This window comes from Corynebacterium sp. LaCa_282 (assembly GCF_057198125.1).
Genome location: NZ_CP191095.1, coordinates 1542115 through 1557438, shown reverse-complemented (window position 1 = coordinate 1557438; position 15324 = coordinate 1542115). Strand labels below are relative to the sequence as shown.

At 59.1% G+C, this 15324-nt stretch carries 15 protein-coding genes; 7 read left to right on the top strand and 8 right to left on the bottom strand.

All coding sequences use genetic code 11. The annotated features are described in order from the left end of the window. Positions 1-107: 107 nt before the first annotated feature. Positions 108-1121 carry a class II fructose-bisphosphatase gene (gene glpX, locus ACP8KU_RS07265; protein ID WP_484483533.1) on the bottom strand — a complete coding sequence of 338 codons (1014 nt, stop codon included), beginning with the start codon at positions 1119-1121 and terminating at the stop codon, positions 108-110. A gap of 217 nt (positions 1122-1338) precedes the next feature. On the opposite strand from glpX, the gene ACP8KU_RS07260 reads away from it, so the two are divergent. Next, a complete protein-coding gene (locus ACP8KU_RS07260) occupies positions 1339-1908 on the top strand; it encodes a DUF4245 domain-containing protein (protein ID WP_484483532.1) in 570 nt (189 codons plus the stop codon). On the opposite strand, the gene ACP8KU_RS07255 is transcribed toward ACP8KU_RS07260, so the two are convergent. The 3 genes from ACP8KU_RS07255 to xseA are packed head-to-tail and all read right to left on the bottom strand — an operon-like array spanning position 1892 to position 3816. Continuing rightward, on the bottom strand, positions 1892-2272 hold the full coding sequence (locus ACP8KU_RS07255; protein WP_284831513.1) for a hypothetical protein: 381 nt from the start codon (positions 2270-2272) through the stop codon (positions 1892-1894). The two genes, ACP8KU_RS07260 and ACP8KU_RS07255, sit on opposite strands and share 17 nt — an antisense overlap. Next, positions 2272-2550: an exodeoxyribonuclease VII small subunit gene (locus ACP8KU_RS07250; RefSeq protein WP_005280052.1), complete on the bottom strand. Its 279-nt coding sequence runs from the start codon at positions 2548-2550 to the stop codon at positions 2272-2274. Before ACP8KU_RS07250 ends, ACP8KU_RS07255 begins: the two co-directional genes overlap by 1 nt. Before the next feature lie 24 nt (positions 2551-2574). Continuing rightward, on the bottom strand, positions 2575-3816 hold the full coding sequence (gene xseA, locus ACP8KU_RS07245) for an exodeoxyribonuclease VII large subunit (RefSeq protein WP_023030920.1): 1242 nt from the start codon (positions 3814-3816) through the stop codon (positions 2575-2577). Between the two features lie 153 nt (positions 3817-3969). On the opposite strand from xseA, the gene ACP8KU_RS07240 reads away from it, so the two are divergent. After that, positions 3970-4920, top strand: coding sequence for a 4-hydroxy-3-methylbut-2-enyl diphosphate reductase (locus ACP8KU_RS07240; protein ID WP_005280054.1), 951 nt, complete (start codon positions 3970-3972; stop codon positions 4918-4920). Between the two features lie 77 nt (positions 4921-4997). Here the strand turns inward: ACP8KU_RS07240 and ACP8KU_RS07235 are convergent, their stop codons facing one another. The 3 genes from ACP8KU_RS07235 to ACP8KU_RS07225 form a co-directional block, all read right to left on the bottom strand. Next, positions 4998-5810 (bottom strand): DUF6542 domain-containing protein, encoded by an 813-nt coding sequence (locus ACP8KU_RS07235; protein ID WP_484483531.1) that lies wholly within the window; start codon positions 5808-5810, stop codon positions 4998-5000. Between the two features lie 65 nt (positions 5811-5875). Continuing rightward, entirely contained in the window at positions 5876-6946 is a 1071-nt protein-coding gene (locus ACP8KU_RS07230) for a DNA recombination protein RmuC (protein ID WP_005282138.1), read from the bottom strand. 36 nt (positions 6947-6982) lie between these two features. After that, a complete protein-coding gene (locus tag ACP8KU_RS07225) occupies positions 6983-8452 on the bottom strand; it encodes an AI-2E family transporter (protein ID WP_484483530.1) in 1470 nt (489 codons plus the stop codon). Positions 8453-8499: 47 nt separating this feature from the next. Between ACP8KU_RS07225 and ychF the strand changes: the two genes are divergently transcribed. The 3 genes from ychF to ACP8KU_RS07210 all read left to right on the top strand — a co-directional run bounded on the left by ychF (position 8500) and on the right by ACP8KU_RS07210 (position 11437). Next, positions 8500-9585 (top strand): redox-regulated ATPase YchF, encoded by a 1086-nt coding sequence (gene ychF, locus ACP8KU_RS07220; RefSeq protein ID WP_005282143.1) that lies wholly within the window; start codon positions 8500-8502, stop codon positions 9583-9585. A gap of 98 nt (positions 9586-9683) precedes the next feature. Further along, positions 9684-10217: a type 1 glutamine amidotransferase domain-containing protein gene (locus ACP8KU_RS07215; RefSeq protein WP_005282146.1), complete on the top strand. Its 534-nt coding sequence runs from the start codon at positions 9684-9686 to the stop codon at positions 10215-10217. A 305-nt stretch (positions 10218-10522) separates the two neighbouring features. Next, positions 10523-11437 (top strand): cation diffusion facilitator family transporter, encoded by a 915-nt coding sequence (locus ACP8KU_RS07210; RefSeq protein ID WP_484483529.1) that lies wholly within the window; start codon positions 10523-10525, stop codon positions 11435-11437. A 45-nt stretch (positions 11438-11482) separates the two neighbouring features. On the opposite strand, the gene ACP8KU_RS07205 is transcribed toward ACP8KU_RS07210, so the two are convergent. Continuing rightward, entirely contained in the window at positions 11483-12844 is a 1362-nt protein-coding gene (locus tag ACP8KU_RS07205) for a dicarboxylate/amino acid:cation symporter (RefSeq protein ID WP_005280065.1), read from the bottom strand. A 456-nt stretch (positions 12845-13300) separates the two neighbouring features. On the opposite strand from ACP8KU_RS07205, the gene ACP8KU_RS07200 reads away from it, so the two are divergent. Then, a complete protein-coding gene (locus ACP8KU_RS07200) occupies positions 13301-14416 on the top strand; it encodes a thermonuclease family protein (RefSeq protein WP_484483528.1) in 1116 nt (371 codons plus the stop codon). A 262-nt stretch (positions 14417-14678) separates the two neighbouring features. After that, positions 14679-15320, top strand: coding sequence for a pyroglutamyl-peptidase I (gene pcp / locus ACP8KU_RS07195; protein WP_484483527.1), 642 nt, complete (start codon positions 14679-14681; stop codon positions 15318-15320). Positions 15321-15324: the final 4 nt, after the last annotated feature.

Below are 15324 nucleotides of genomic sequence, written 5' to 3'. Positions count from 1 at the left end.
AAAATCACCTCGGTTAATTGAATGTGTGCGTCTACCCCCAGTATGGCGAAAAGCTAAAAACTAGAGCGCGAAAAGCCCGAGCCCGCCCCGCCATTTGGGGGTGAGGTTTAGTTCTTGGTGGGGTCCGAGTAGTCCACGACGGAGTATTCCTGCAGCTTAGCTAGCTTGTGGAAGGAATCGACGTAGCGAATGGTGCCGGATTTGGAACGCATGACCAGCGAACGGGTGGAGGCACCATTATTGCGGTAGGAGACACCGCGCAGCATGTCACCGTTGGTCACGCCGGTGGCGGCGAAGTAGCAGTTCTTGGAGGAGGCCAAGTCATTGGTGCCCAAGACCTTATCCAGGTCGTGTCCGGCGGCGCGGGCCTTTTCCGCTTCCTCTTCATCCTTTGGCCACAGCTTGCCTTGGATTTCGCCGCCCATGCACCGCATGGCGCAGGCAGTGATGATGCCCTCAGGGGTGCCGCCAATGCCCATCATCATGTCGATGGAGTTGGAATCCTGGCAGGTAGCGATGGCGCCTGCCACATCGCCGTCCATGATGAGGCGCACCTTGGCGCCAGCCTCGCGGATTTCCTGGATGAGCTTTTCGTGGCGCGGGCGGTCCAAAACCACCACGGTGACATCCGCGGTGCGCAGGCCCTTCGCCTTGGCCACGGACTCGATATTCCACTGCACGGACTGGTTGATATCGATGGAACCGACGGCTTCTGGGCCCACGGCGATCTTTTCCATGTAGAAGACCGCGGACGGGTCATACATGGTGCCGCGCTCAGCGGCGGCGATCACGGAAATGGCATTGGGGCGGCCCTCAGCCATCAACCGCGTGCCGTCCACGGGATCCACGGCGATGTCCATCGCCGCACCCTCACCGGTGCCGACCTCTTCGCCGTTGAAGAGCATCGGGGCCTCATCCTTTTCGCCCTCACCAATGACGACGACACCCTTCATCGCCACGGAGTTAATCAGCTTGCGCATGGCATCGACTGCCGCGCCATCGCCCTCATTCTTCATGCCACGACCAACCCAGCGGCCAGAGGCCAAGGCGGCGGCTTCGGTCACGCGCACCAGCTCCATGGCCAAGTTACGGTCGGGCAAATAAGAAGTATTTTCGGACATGTGTAGTGGTTGCCTTCCATGTGTTCTCACCGTGGGGGTAATTCCCACGCGCTTAGTGTTCTACTTTTCCTATTCTGGCACTTTTTGGCGCCAATAGGTCCGATTTGGGGCCCCTTTTGTGGGGATTTTCCTTGTTATTGGCGGCATTAACGGCGCGAATGTGCGCACGCGGGAGGCATGTGGCACTTTCACGGCGGCTCATGCGATACTAAGGCGCGTGGCAGCAGAACAAAGACCGAAGATTTTCGAAGGCGCTCGCGACATCATTTTGTCCCTATTCGTAGTGGTCGTCATGATGTTGCTCGTGGTGGGCGCGACCGGGCTCTGCTCGGTCAATCCGGAAACAGCGCAAGGCCCAGTCCAAGAGGTAGACGAGGAGACCTTCCTGGATACGCAGGCCCGCGCCGGTATTGGCGCCATCCGAGATCCCCAGATGCCTGAAGGCTGGCAAGCCAATGCGGCCCGCCGCTCGCAGCTAGGCGGCGAGACAGCCACCGTCGTCAGCTGGCTGACTGCGGACGGAAATTACGTGGAATCCACCCAAACGCAGGTTTCTGCAGAAGACGCGGGCGAAAAATACGACGCGAACTACCGCGGGCTGAACTCTACGCGCGAGGTAGCCGGTCAGCAGGTGCGCGTGCTGGCAAGCGATGACGATTCGGTGCGCCGCTTGTGGATTGTTGACCTGGGCGATGCCCGCCTCATCATCTCTGGCGCGGCCCCCGATGAAGAATTCGCCGCCGCCACCGAGGCCTTTATCAAGGCCAAGCCTATAAGCGGAAAGTAACCTCGCTGAGCCCCTCAGAGTCCGCTTCCACCGTGATTCCTTCAGTATTACCGGTGGCTTCTTCTAAGCCAGCGGCATCCAGGCCGCTCAGCCGCATCTTTTCTAGGTAGACATCCACGCGCTCGCGCTGGGAACGCTGCGGGTAGATGGAGACTTGGACCACGTGGGCATCGGCAAGCAGCAGCACGATGGACCGGGAAAAGTAGCTGAGTTCCTCCTCGGTGCCCGAAACCTGGGTGCTGGTATGCGCCGGCCCGAAGAACTCCTCTACCAGCGCGCGGGAATCGCCGCCCATGATGGAGCCTGCCGATGCCGATTTGGATACGAAATCAATCCGCTTTCCCGGGTAACCATAAATCTGCACTACTCTTCACCCTCCTCGGCCTGCTGCTCGTTGTTTTCTGCCTTCTCTAGGGCATCTTCCACGCGCTTGGAGGCGCCATCCAGGTGGGACTCGCACGTGCGGGCAAGCGCCTCGCCGCGCTCCCAGTACTTCAGGGACTCGTCCAGGCCCATCTGGCCGAGCTCTAAAATCTTGACGGTCTCAATGAGCTCATCGCGCGCCTGCTCGTAGCTCAACTCCTCTACGGGAGTAAAGGCATCCTGGCCCGGCTGGCCGGAACCAATGGTTTCATCTGACATCAGCAATTCTCCTACTATTTCTGGCTAATCGGCGGCCTGGGAGGCCATGGACACGGCGGTGATGGAACCATCGCCCACGCGAATTCGCAATTGCGCGCCGGGCGGTGATTGCTCATAAGAGCTGACGACCTCCGGATCGCTGCCATCTTTGGGCAAGACCTGGACAATAGAATACCCACGGGCAAGCGTGGCCGAAGGCCCCAAAGCAGAAACCCGCGCGCGCAGGGATTCCACGTGCCGGGTCTCGCGATCCAGCAGCACCCGCAGCTCGCGGCGCATACTCGTGCGCATGCGCTCTACTTCCTCGCGCCGGGCGCGGATGGGCGTCATCGGATCGGCCAGCACCGGGCGGGAGCGGATATTATCCAATCCACGGCGCTCGCGTTCTACCCAGCCGCGCAAGGCCGCCGCCATGCGGGACCGCGCCTCAGCGATGACGGCGCGTTCCTCTGCCACCGACGGGACCACGCGCTTGGCGGCATCCGTGGGGGTCGCCGCGCGCAGATCCGCCACGTTATCGAGCACCGGGCTATCCGGCTCGTGGCCAATCGCGGAGACCACCGGGGTACTTGCGGCCACGACGGCGCGTTGCAGGGCTTCTTCAGAAAAGGGCAGGAGGTCTTCGACGGAACCGCCACCGCGGGCGATGATGATGACATCGATCTGCGCATCGGCGTCGAGCTCCTGCAGGGCGGAAATCACCTCGGGGACGGTATTCGCCCCCTGGACCGCAGTATTAATGACGCGGAATTGCACGGCCGGCCACCGGTCGCGGGCAACCGCCATGACATCGCGCTCGGCGGCAGAACCGCGGCCTGTAATCAGGCCGATTTTCTGCGGGAGGTAGGGAAGCGGGCGCTTGCGCGCGGGATCAAAGAGGCCTTCTGCGGCAAGCTGCGCGCGTAGCTTTTCGATGCGCGCCAACAAATCGCCGATGCCTACGTGCCGGATCTCCGTGGTCCACAGGGAAAAGGATCCGCGGCCGGCATAAAAGGCGGGCTTGCCGTGCACGATGACGCGGTCGCCATCTTTTAGCGGCGTGGGCAAGTTGTGCAGCATTGAGGACGAGCAAGTCAATTGCACCGACTTTTCCTGCTGGACATCGCGCAGGGTGAGATAGGACAGCTTCCAGGTGGGCTTGTAATTAATCTGCGTTAACTGGCCTTCCACCCACAGGTATCCTAGGCGCTCGATCCATCCCTTCACCTGGTCATTGACCTGGCCCACGGGCCACGGGGTCTCTGGAGTATTTGCCGGTTGGTTCACGCAGCCACCCTTTCCTTGTACAGCGCCATACAGTGCCTTTTAGTGTAGGTGCTCAGGGCCCGTGGCGCCCCGCTTGGGTGGCCTAGATGGGCGCTTTCCCTGCTGGATAGGCCTTACTATTGTTTTGCTTTACCTTTCGATACTCTGGGAGGCATGACTGATGGTAAAAATGTTCTCCTCGCGGCACCGCGCGGTTACTGCGCTGGAGTGGACCGCGCCGTCGAGACCGTAGAAAAGGCGCTAGAAAAATACGGCGCACCCATTTATGTGCGCAAGCAAATCGTCCACAACCGTTATGTCGTTGAATCTTTGGCCAAGCGCGGAGTCATCTTCGTTGAAGAGGCCGCCGAGGCCCCAGAGGGTGCCCACCTCGTCTTTTCCGCCCACGGCATTTCCCCGGCGGTGCGTAATCAGGCGCAAGAGCGCAAGCAACTGACCCTGGATGCCACCTGCCCCTTGGTGACCAAGGTGCACAAGGAGGCCCAGCGTTTTGAGCGCGATGGCTACCACATCCTCCTCGTGGGCCACGAAGGCCACGAAGAGGTAGAAGGCACCGCGGGCGAGGCCCCCGATGTTACGCACCTGGTCGATGGTATCGACGGCGTGGACAAGCTGCCGGATTACCTGCAGGATGAAAAGCTCATTTGGCTTTCGCAGACCACGCTCTCGGTGGATGAGACCGTAGTCATCGTCAATAAGCTGCGCGAGCGTTTTCCGCACCTGCAAAACCCGCCGTCAGATGATATTTGCTACGCCACCCAAAACCGGCAAGAATCCGTCAAGGCCATCGCGCCGAAGTGCGATCTGATGATCGTGGTGGGTTCTAAGAACTCGTCCAACTCGGTGCGCCTGGTAGAGGTTGCACTCGAGGCGGGTTCGCGCGACTCCCATTTGGTGGATTTTGCCGAAGAAATCGATGAAGCATGGCTGGACGGCGTAGAGACCGTTGGCGTGACCTGTGGCGCTTCCGTGCCAGAGCTTTTGGTGCGCGAGGTGCTCGAGTACTTGGATGATCGCGGCTTTAATGATGTGGAGCAAGTAACCACCTCCACCGAATCCATCACCTTCGCGCTGCCGCGCGACCTGCGCCCCGCGCGCACCTAGCGCGTAACCGCCTAGAGGCAACGAAAAACCGTGAGCCCCGCGGCCTCGTAAAGAGCGCCGGGAGCTCACGGTTTTATTTACTCATAGAGATTATCGTCCCACCGCTGCTTCTTGGCAGCCTCGTCTTTTGCTGAAGAGGAGGGGCCTCGTTCGGGAGCCGGTGGTATCACGTCCCCCGCGCGCCGGTTCGGATCCGGCTGCAAGCGATTTTCGCGTTCTGCCTGTTGCTCGCGGCGGCGCTCTTCTCGGTCGCGTCCGCGGATGCGATCCTGCGGCTTCTGCGGCGGTTGCGCCTGTGCATGCGATCTGCGGCGGGAGGCGCGTGGGGACTGAACCTGTCCGTTTTCGGTTCTATCGCGCGCCATGAGTTCCGCCACGGAGAGCCGCTCAGCGCGGTTTTGGCGATCCCGCTTCATGTCCGCGCGCCGCGATACCTTTTGCTGGTTGACGGCGCGCTGGGCGGTCTTGCGGAAACGCATCCAGCGCAGGATGCCGATTGCAGCCGCGCCGAGGACCGCGATAAGCAACCACAGGAAGTTCTGGACCAGCGGGTACACGGAGGTCAGCAGCGACGTCTTAGAAAAACTGGTGCCTTCCGGGGCATTGGACTTGGTGATGACGATTCCCGCCGTCACCACGGTTACCGCGTAGAAGATGGGGATGGACGCGATGGACAGGAATAAGCCCCGTTCCTCAACGATGAGCGCTATGAGTAGCGAGCTGATGATGAGGAAGGCAAAGTACATCCAGCCTATGGAGCCGGCAAGAATGGAAATCAATGCGCCGGTGATCAAAAGTGCCGCCAATAGCCCAAGGCCTTTCAGTAGCGAGATGCTCGGCATGCTTAGGCGTTGCGCGGCGGTAGGCTTTCGTTGTTTGGCTAGTGACACGTCGCAAAATCCTACCGCCTGGCGCGGGCCAATGGCTATATCCACGCAGTGAAACCGCCTAGAATTTAGGAATAATTTGTCCCGCGCGGCCACGTATCAATGGGGGAGGGCTCGCGAGGCGCCCGGTTTGTGCGGCCGGGAATCTCCATTTCGTGGAGCTTGCGGGCGGTCACGCCCACCCGCGAATCCAGCGAAGAGAGCGTGGAATTATAGGCCTCCACTGCCTTTTCGAGGCTCTGGCCCACCTTGCCGTAGTGCTCCGAGAGCGTATTGAGCCGCGAATAGAGCTCGCGGCCTAGGCGCTGGACTTCTTTTGCTTTGGCGGAAATATCTTCCTGGTGCCATCCCATGGCCACCGTGCGCAAGAGCGCGAAGAGCGAGCTCGGGGTGGCGATGACGACGTTGCGTTCAAAACCAAACTCGATGAGCTCAGGATCGACCGACAGCGCCGCATCGAGGAAGGGATCCGCGGGCACAAAAAGCACCACGAATTCCGGGGTGGGCTGGAAGGCCTCAATATAGTCCTTGTGGGACAGCGCCTGGATGTGGCTGCGCAGCTGGTGCGCGTGGCGGCGCAGGTAGCCAGCGTGTTCTTCTGGATCCTCGGTTTCTAGCGCGTCGAGGTAGGAAGAAAACGGGACCTTGGCATCGACGATGATATGCCTGCCGCCGGCCAAGTTGATGAGCATATCCGGGCGCACGATGCGGCCGTTTAGGGGAGCTGAAACTTGGGAATCGAAGTCCACGTGCCTTGTCATGCCGCCGAGTTCGACGACGCGCTCTAGCTGAATCTCGCCCCACCGGCCGCGCACATTGGGAGAGCGCAACGCGGTAACGAGCTGATCCGTGCGCTCCGTTAGCCGGGAAGAGGTGCGGGTTACCGCCTGCACTTGGCTGGACAGGGAAGCCAAGTGGGCGGTGCGATCTTCTTCCAATTCTTGGAGCTGGAATCCGAGCCTATCCATGGCCTTTTCTAGCGGTTGCAGCTCGGCCTGGCGGCGCTGCGATTCTTGCAGCGCCCGGTGCTCCTCGCTCGGCGCGGAGCGGGAGGCGGAGTGGGAGTGGGCCAACCAGCCCAGAACGGCGCCCAATAGGAGACCGATGAACAGCAGCAGCACGGGCAAAGTGGAAGTCATGGGATCCAATATGGCACGTGCTACCGACACGGCACACTATTTTTTCGAATCTCCGTTCAAAAGATTTTCGAAGGTATTCCGCGCCCGGCGCAAGTTGGAGCGCATGCTTGGCTCGTCATAGTCCTTCGGGGTGGAATCGACATCGACGGAATCATCGAGCGTGGCGGATGCGCCATCGGATGCTGCATCGGCGCCTGCGATGTCGGGGGAGGCATGCTCTGGAACCTTGCGCCATTGTTCGCGCTTGTATTGCGCCTGTTCTTCGGTATAGCGGCCGATGAGATAGCCCGCAACGGTAGAGTAATTGAGATCGGAGGAGTGCTTTTCCCCGGACTGCAACTTCAACATGTCCTGCACATATCGATATGCCACCGCGATCATGGCGGCGGTCGGTACGGCTAGGAATCCACCGATGAGCCCAAAGAGCGCGGAGCCGACGATAACGGAGACTAAAACAATAACTGGGTGCAGGTTCATGGCCTTCGCCTGCAGCCATGGCGAGAGGACGTTGCCTTCAAGCTGCTGGACCAAAAGGACTAGGCCCAACACCAACAGGGCTTGGGTAAAGCCCAAAGACACCAGGGCGATAACCACCGCGAGCGCGCCAGAGACGATGGCGCCGACGAATGGGATGAAGCCGGCGATGAAGGTGATGATCGCCAGGGCCATCGCCAAGGGCACGCCGATGATAACGAGGCCGAGGCCGATAAAGACGGCATCGATAAGCGAGACCACCGCCTGTGCGCGAATGAATCCGCCCAGGGTATTCCAGGCCCGCGTGAGCAATTCCGTCAGGTGCCAGCCGGCGCGCCGGCCAGTGGCATCGCGCAGCCACGGCAGGAATTTGGTGCCGTCCTTGAGGAAGAAGAAGGTGAGCACCAACACGATGAACACCGTGACGAAAAATGAGGTGGCATTGCCGATGCCCGTAAACACCGACCCAGCAATCACGCCGGCGCGCTCCTGTAACCAGCCAGCGGCCTCGTCGATATAGGTGCTCATATCATCACTATCGAGGTTCAGGGGCGGTCCCTGGGCCCATACCTGAAGCTGCTGGATGCCGGAGACCGTTTGCAAGTAGAGCGACTGGGATTGCCGCATGAAGTCCGGCGCCACCGAGGCGATGAGCCCACCGACGGCGGCCGAGGAGATCAGGATCGTCACAATTGCCGCCAAGCCCGCTGGCAGGCCCTTTGTGCGCATCCACCGCGCGATGGGGTGTAAGACGGTACAGATAATAAGAGCTAAGAGCACCGGGAGGATGCCCTGCCAGAAACTCCCCAACACGTGGTAGATCGCAAAAAGAAATACGCCGATTATCAGCAGGCGTATGGCCCACAGGGAGGTCGACTTCACCATTTCGCCCGCAATGACGGAGCGATCGACCTGATTGCCCGGGGGATGTGGCGATACATCGTCCAATTGGCTGGTGTCGAAGTCACCGTCCAATTTATCGCCCGGGCTTGCCTGCGGCTTTTCGGGTTTTGGTTGCTTATCAGAACTCACCCCACCATCTTGCCTTAAAAGAAAGCCGGTGCGTTAGGATTAGCCCCGTGAGTCTTACACTAGGAATCGTCGGCTTGCCCAATGTGGGCAAGTCCACTTTGTTTAATGCCCTGACCCGTTCCGAAATCCTGGCGGCTAACTACCCATTCGCCACCATTGAGCCCAACGTGGGCTTGGTGGAACTGCCGGATCCCCGTTTGGACACCCTCGCTAAGATGTTCAATTCCGAGCGCATTTTGCCGGCGACCGTGTCCTTCGTGGATATCGCCGGCATCGTCGCAGGTGCCTCGCAGGGCGAGGGCATGGGTAACGCCTTCCTAGCTAATATCCGCGAGGCCGACGCCATCTGCCAGGTGGTCCGCGCCTTTTCTGATGACAATGTCATCCACGTCGATGGCCAGGTAGATCCCGGCAACGACATTTCCGTTATTAATACGGAGTTGATTCTGGCGGATCTGCAGACCATCGAGAAGGCCCTGCCGCGCCTGGAAAAAGATGCCCGGAAGAATAAGGACTTGGCACCCGTGGTGGAGGCAACCAAGAAGGCGCAGGAAATCCTGGAGGATGACCGCACCCTCTTCGCCGCCGCCAAGACCGGCGAGATCGATCTCTCCCTCGTGCGCGAGCTGCACCTGATGACGGCTAAGCCCTTCCTCTACGTCTTTAACTCGGATGAGGCTGTGCTTACCGATGCCGCCAAGAAGGACGAACTGCGCCAGCTCGTCGCCCCAGCAGATTGCGTCTTCCTCGATGCACAAACCGAGTCCGAGCTCTTGGAGCTGGATGAGGACGAGGCAAGCGAGCTGCTCGAGGCCGTAGGGCAAGAAGAGCCTGGCTTGGCTACCTTGGCCAAGGCCGGTTTCTCCACCTTGGGACTGCAGACCTATCTCACCGCCGGTGAAAAGGAAGCCCGCGCGTGGACTATTAAGCAAGGCGCCGCCGCACCCCAGGCCGCTGGCGTTATCCACACCGACTTTGAAAAGAAGTTCATCAAGGCTGAAATCGTCTCCTTCGACGATCTCGTTGCCGCCGGCTCCATGGCCGAGGCGCGCGCCAACGGCAAGGTCCGCCAAGAAGGCAAGGACTACATCATGCACGATGGGGACGTGTGTGACTTCAAGATCGGTGGCTAAATCCTAGCTTGTTGCAGGTCGCGGGAGTAGACGTGGCGAGTGCGCTAATTTAGAGTTATCCTATTTGCGTACTTAACAACAATAAGGAGGTCATAATAATGGCTGAGCTAGAAAACAAGACGATCGCAATCATTGCTACCAATGACTTTGAAGACTCCGAGCTGACCTCTCCGCTGGAGGCCGTGCAGAAGGCTGGTGCCACCGTAAAGGTATTGGCACCTAAGGCCGGCACCATTACGGGCAAGAACGGTACCGAAATTAACGTTGATGCTACGACCAAGGACTCCGAGGGTGAGACCTTCGACGGCATCATCTTGCCTGGCGGCACCAATAACGCCGACCTCATCCGCTTGGACGAGGCAGCCGTTAGCATTGTGCGCAAGCACATGGGCGAGGACCGCCCCTTGGGCGCCATCTGCCACGGCGGTTGGATCCTAGCCGATGCAGAAGCACTCAAGGGCCGTACCTTGACGTCCTTCCCGTCCCTGCAGACCGATCTCCGCAACGCAGGTGCTACCTGGGTTGACGAGGAGGTCCACTGCGACCAGGGCTTGGTCTCCTCCCGTACCCCTGATGACCTGCCTGCATTCAACGCGAAGTTGGTTGAAGAGTTCGCAGAGGGCCAGCACTAAATTAGGCTAGAGCCTTAATTACTCCCTACGAGCCAGAGCGTGAGAATCCTTCTGGTTCGTAGGGAGTTTTTCGTCTCTAGCGGCTGCAAGGGCCCATGGGAGGATCCAGGCTTTGGCTGTATTTTTCCCCTTCCCTCTGTCTGATAACCTATGACCTCAGAAGGGGAGTAGTTCCTACGGCGCCCACTGCGCCGCGATGACTGGTCGACACACTGGCCTCAAAGCCCGGCCACTCAGCATCGATGCCTTTGATGCGAACGAGACCTTCGGACTGATTTTGGTTGCCGAAGGGAGAGTAGTAGACCTTGTCTTCTTTAAGTTCTGAGCAGCGCATTTTAGAGCGCTTTATGATGTTGTCCATCGCCGCGGCGGTGGCGACGATTATCTTGAAATCCCTGGCGGCTTGGCTAACGGGCTCGGTTGGTTTCTTCTCTGATGCCCTCGAATCCCTCGTGAACCTCGCAGCCGCCATCGCGGGTTATTGCGCCTTGCGCATTGCCGCCAAGCCCGCCGATCATAATCACCACTTTGGACACGGCAAGGCCGAGTATGTGTCCGCGTTGGTAGAAGGCGCGATGATCTTCCTCGCCGCAGGGGCCATCATCTACACCGCGATCCAGCGCCTCATTACTCCCCAGCCCGTTGAAGAAGGCGGCTGGGGCTTAGCGCTGTCGCTCTTGTCCTCGCTGCTCAACCTGGGCGTCGGGTTGGCCTTGATTAAGGCGGGCAAGCGCTACCGTTCCGCGACGCTGAATGCCGATGGCCACCACCTGCTTACGGATGTGTGGACCTCCGTCGGCGTCCTCGCCGGCATGGCTGCGGTGTATCTCACGGGCTGGCTGTGGCTCGATGCGCTCGTCGCCCTGGCCGTTGGCATCAATATCTTGTGGACAGGATTTAAGATTTTGCGCGAATCCGTCAGCAGCCTGCTTTCTGAGGCGCTCCCGGAAGAAGAGCAGGATCAGATTTGGGATCTCTTAACTGAACTGGAAAAAGAAAAGGCCGTGACCTTCACGGACCGGCGCACGGTAGCCTCCGGCAGGCAAAGGATGGTCTACCTGACCATGGAGGTGCCGGCGAGCTGGAGCGTTTTATACTCGCACGAGATCGCCGACGACGTCGAAGTCGCCCTCGACCAGCTTTTCCCCGGATGCAGCGTGTTTATCCACGTGGAGCCGGCCGGCGTCGCGCATCGCCGCCCACTTCCATTCCGGCAATAAATTAAGGCCCAAGGCGTACTGCCCTGGGCCTTCGTTCGCGATTTATTAAGCCTTGACGCTTACTTCCTCGTCGGAGTCTTCCTCCATGATGTGCTTGACGCCATTTTCGGCTTCATCCCAGACCTCTTGGTTCTGGATGCCTGCGCGCTTGGCGACGACCGTCGCGCACAATGCCTGACCCGTGACGTTCAGCGCCGTACGGCCCATGTCAATGATGGGCTCAACGGCCAGCAGCAAACCGACGCCAGCCAACGGCAGACCCAGCGTGGACAGGGTCAGCGTGAGCATAACCGTCGCGCCAGTGGTACCCGCGGTAGCCGCGGAACCAATGACGGAGACGAAGATGATGAGCAGGTACTGCGTGAAGTCTAGGTCCACGCCATAGAACTGCGCAACGAAGATCGCAGCAACGGCAGGGTAGACGGAGGCGCAGCCATCCATCTTCGTGGTAGCGCCGAGGGGCACTGCGAAGGATGCGTACTCGGTGGGAACGCCCAAGGCGCGTTCGCTAAAGCGTTGCGTTGCAGGCATAACACCCATGGAAGAACGGGTGACAAAGCCCAAGGAGGTTACCGGCCAGATGCGCTTGTAGAAGCCCTTGACCGGAATATTGTTGAACTTCAGCACTGCAGGGTAGACCACGGCGAAGACGATGGCCAGACCCACATACATTGCCAAGACGAACTTGCCCAGCGAACCAAGTGCGTCCCACCCGTAGGTAGCAACGGCCTTACCGATAAGCGCTGCGGTACCAATCGGTGCCAGGCGGATAATCCACCACAGGACCTTTTGGATGACCTTGAGAAAGGACTCCGTAAAGTGCAAGAACGGATCGGCAGCCTTACCGGTCTGTACCGCGGCGATGCCAATGGCCAAGGAAATAACCAGCAGCTGGAGCGCACCGAAGTTGAGGGTAACTTCGCCATCGCTAGCAGAGGCCGTAAGCCCGATGAAGTTTTGAGGGAGCAGCTGCTCGAAGAAGGCAGTCCACGAACCGACGCTCGATGGATCCTTTGCAGCGGATGCATCGACGCTCGCGCCAGCACCGGGCTTCATGACCAATGCCACGACGATGCCCACGATGACGGAGAAGAACGCCGTAATGGCGAACCACATCAACGTAGAAACGGCCAAGGATGCGGCATTGGCAACCTTGCGCAGGTTAGCCACAGAGGTGACCACCGCGGCGAAGATGAGCGGTGGAACCATGACCTTCAATAGCTGGACATAGGCGCCACCGACACCGCTGAGCAGATTGGTCAGCCACCCTGGATTATCAGGATCGGTATCCATGCCAGATGCGATCAGTCCCAGGATAAGGCCGATGATAAGGCCCGCAATGACTTGCGCGCCAAACCCTGTTGCCCAGCTAGGGAGCTTGGAGCGAGAGGAAACTTTTTGTGTCATAGAACGTCCTTTAGAAATCAACTGAACAGGTCTGACTATTTTCTTAGTACGGTTCTGTTCAACTTCAACCCGTCTTACTTTATTCCATGCGTCAAACCACAAGGAAAAAGGGTCTCGTTTCCAGCTGCGATGCCGTTAAGACTGCTTTGTAGACTAAGCAGTTCAGCGCCGGTGTACCCTCTTACCCACACCGAGCCATTCAATCTGCGCCCCTCAATCCTCATCCGCCGATCCCGCGCTTCATCCCTTGTCCTGCAACCCCACCCTTCAATCCTCATCCTGTAACCCGCCCTTCGCGCTCACCGCGAGCCTCATTTCGGTTAGCGCTCCCATCCCCCGTGAGCGCGAAGGGTGGGGAGAGGGGGATGGCGCAAACAAGATGCTGGGTGTACCCAATAGGTAGCCCGTGAACCTCCTGGTACCTTTACTCTTATTTCTTTTACAGGAGGTAGAGGCATGGGCTGGATAAAGCCATTAATTGGCGTTGCCGTACTCGGTGGCGTGGTGTCGATGGGAGTCGGTGCAGCGAATAGTGATGAGCGCGCAGTGGTTAATCGCGTCATCGATGGCGACACCATAGACGTCATGCTTGATGGCGAAAAGACAAGGGTTCGACTCCTCAATATCGATACTCCCGAAATGGGGCGCAATGGGAAGCCCAGCGAGTGCTTAGCGGAAGAAGCCAAGGAGTACCTCGAAGGTCGATTGCCACAAGGAACCGAGGTGACACTGGAATACGACGAGGAGAAGACTGATAAGTATGGGCGCACATTGGCCGGTGTCTTTCTTGGAGGCGATCTTGTAAATGCAGACATTGCTGCTGAGGGGCTTGCGGTTGCCAAAAAGATTGGCGCTAATGGCAAGTTCTATAACGAGGTAAAAGAAGCAGAAAGCGGGCCAAGGACTAAGGGCACGGGAGTCTTCGGGGTTTCCGATGAATGTCAAGTGTCCAGCGATGAAGATATGGCAGAGTCACTTCAGCAAGCTGAAAGTGCTACGGCTGCTGCCGCTGGGATCGGAATTATTGCTGCCAACATCGATAGCGACGACGGTGGGGCCACAAAGGCTCTGGCCCAGATCTACGCTGCCCGGAAGGGGTTGGACGCCTTGCGTGGACGTAGCGATGATCGCAGTGAGTTCCAAAAAGCCGCATATCCAGAAGCTCCAGAGCGCTTGGCAAAACAGATGGAGAAGGAACTATCTGAACATGAAGAAGAAATTGAGGAACAGGTAGAGACCGCCAAGCGGGAAAAGGCGAAAGAAGAGGAGCGAAGGGAACAAGAGCGCGAGCGCCAGGAGGCGGCTGAGCGCGAAGCGGCGGAGCGAGAGACTGAGCGCGAGAGGCGACTGGCAGAAGAAGCTGCACATGTAGACGCCACAGCGCCCGCCGCAGGGTCTAATTCAAACACGGCCGGAAGCCAGTACATGGTCCCGCAGCCGCAACAGGCACCACGCGTGGATACCTACACCGGGTGCCGTGCATACGGCGGCAACTACGCCTTTACCTCCGTGGATAAGAAGGGCCGTGCCTACGCAAAGATTGATTGCACGACCAAGCAACAAATCGGCTAACTGCTCAGTTTTAGAACTCCGCCCTTCGCGCTCACCGCGAGCGCAACGCGTCGGTGAAACCCCAATGCCCGTGAGCGCGAAGGGCGGTGGGACGGGGGACGGGGCGCGATGCATCTTAGGCCTCAACGTAACGCACTGCCCGTCCGTTCGAATCCGTCCACCTCACCCTTCGCGCTCACCGTGAGCACAGTGCCCCGGTGAAACCCCAACGCCCGTGAGCGCGAAGGGCGATGGGGCACTACGAGGAAACTAAGAGGACAGCGTGGAATCAAAGCAGCGGGGCGCCGTCAGCTGTCATACTGGAATGATGAAGATTCTGGTAACTGCTTTTGATGCCTTTGGTGGCGAAGAAATTAACCCTACGGAACGCGCGCTGGATCGCTTGCCGGATGAAATCGGTGGCGCGCAGATTATTAAGCATCCTGTGCCAACAGTGTTCGGTGAAGCACTGAAGCAGGCAATTGCTGTGGCCGAGGAAGAAAACGTGGACGCGGTGGTCTGCCTGGGGCAGGCCGGCGGGCGCGGCCATATCACTCCGGAGCGAGTAGGTATCAACTTGGCGGATGCTTCTATTCCGGATAATGCGGGTAACCAGCCCAGCGATGAAGCAGTGGTTGAAGGTGGCCCGGCCGCGTACTTTTCCACCCTGCCAGTCAAGGCAATGGTTGCAGCGATTCAGGAGGCCGAGATTCCAGCGCAAGTCTCGACCACGGCGGGAACATTCGTCTGCAACCACCTGCTCTATGGCCTGCTGCATCATTTCAAAGATACGCAGGTAAAAGCAGGCTTTATCCACGTGCCGTTTATTAAGGAACAGGCTAAAGAAAACAGCCCGATGCTGGAGCTTACGGACGTCGTGCAGGGCGTGGAGCGCGCGATTAGTGCCGTGGCGAAAAGCGCTTAGGGTC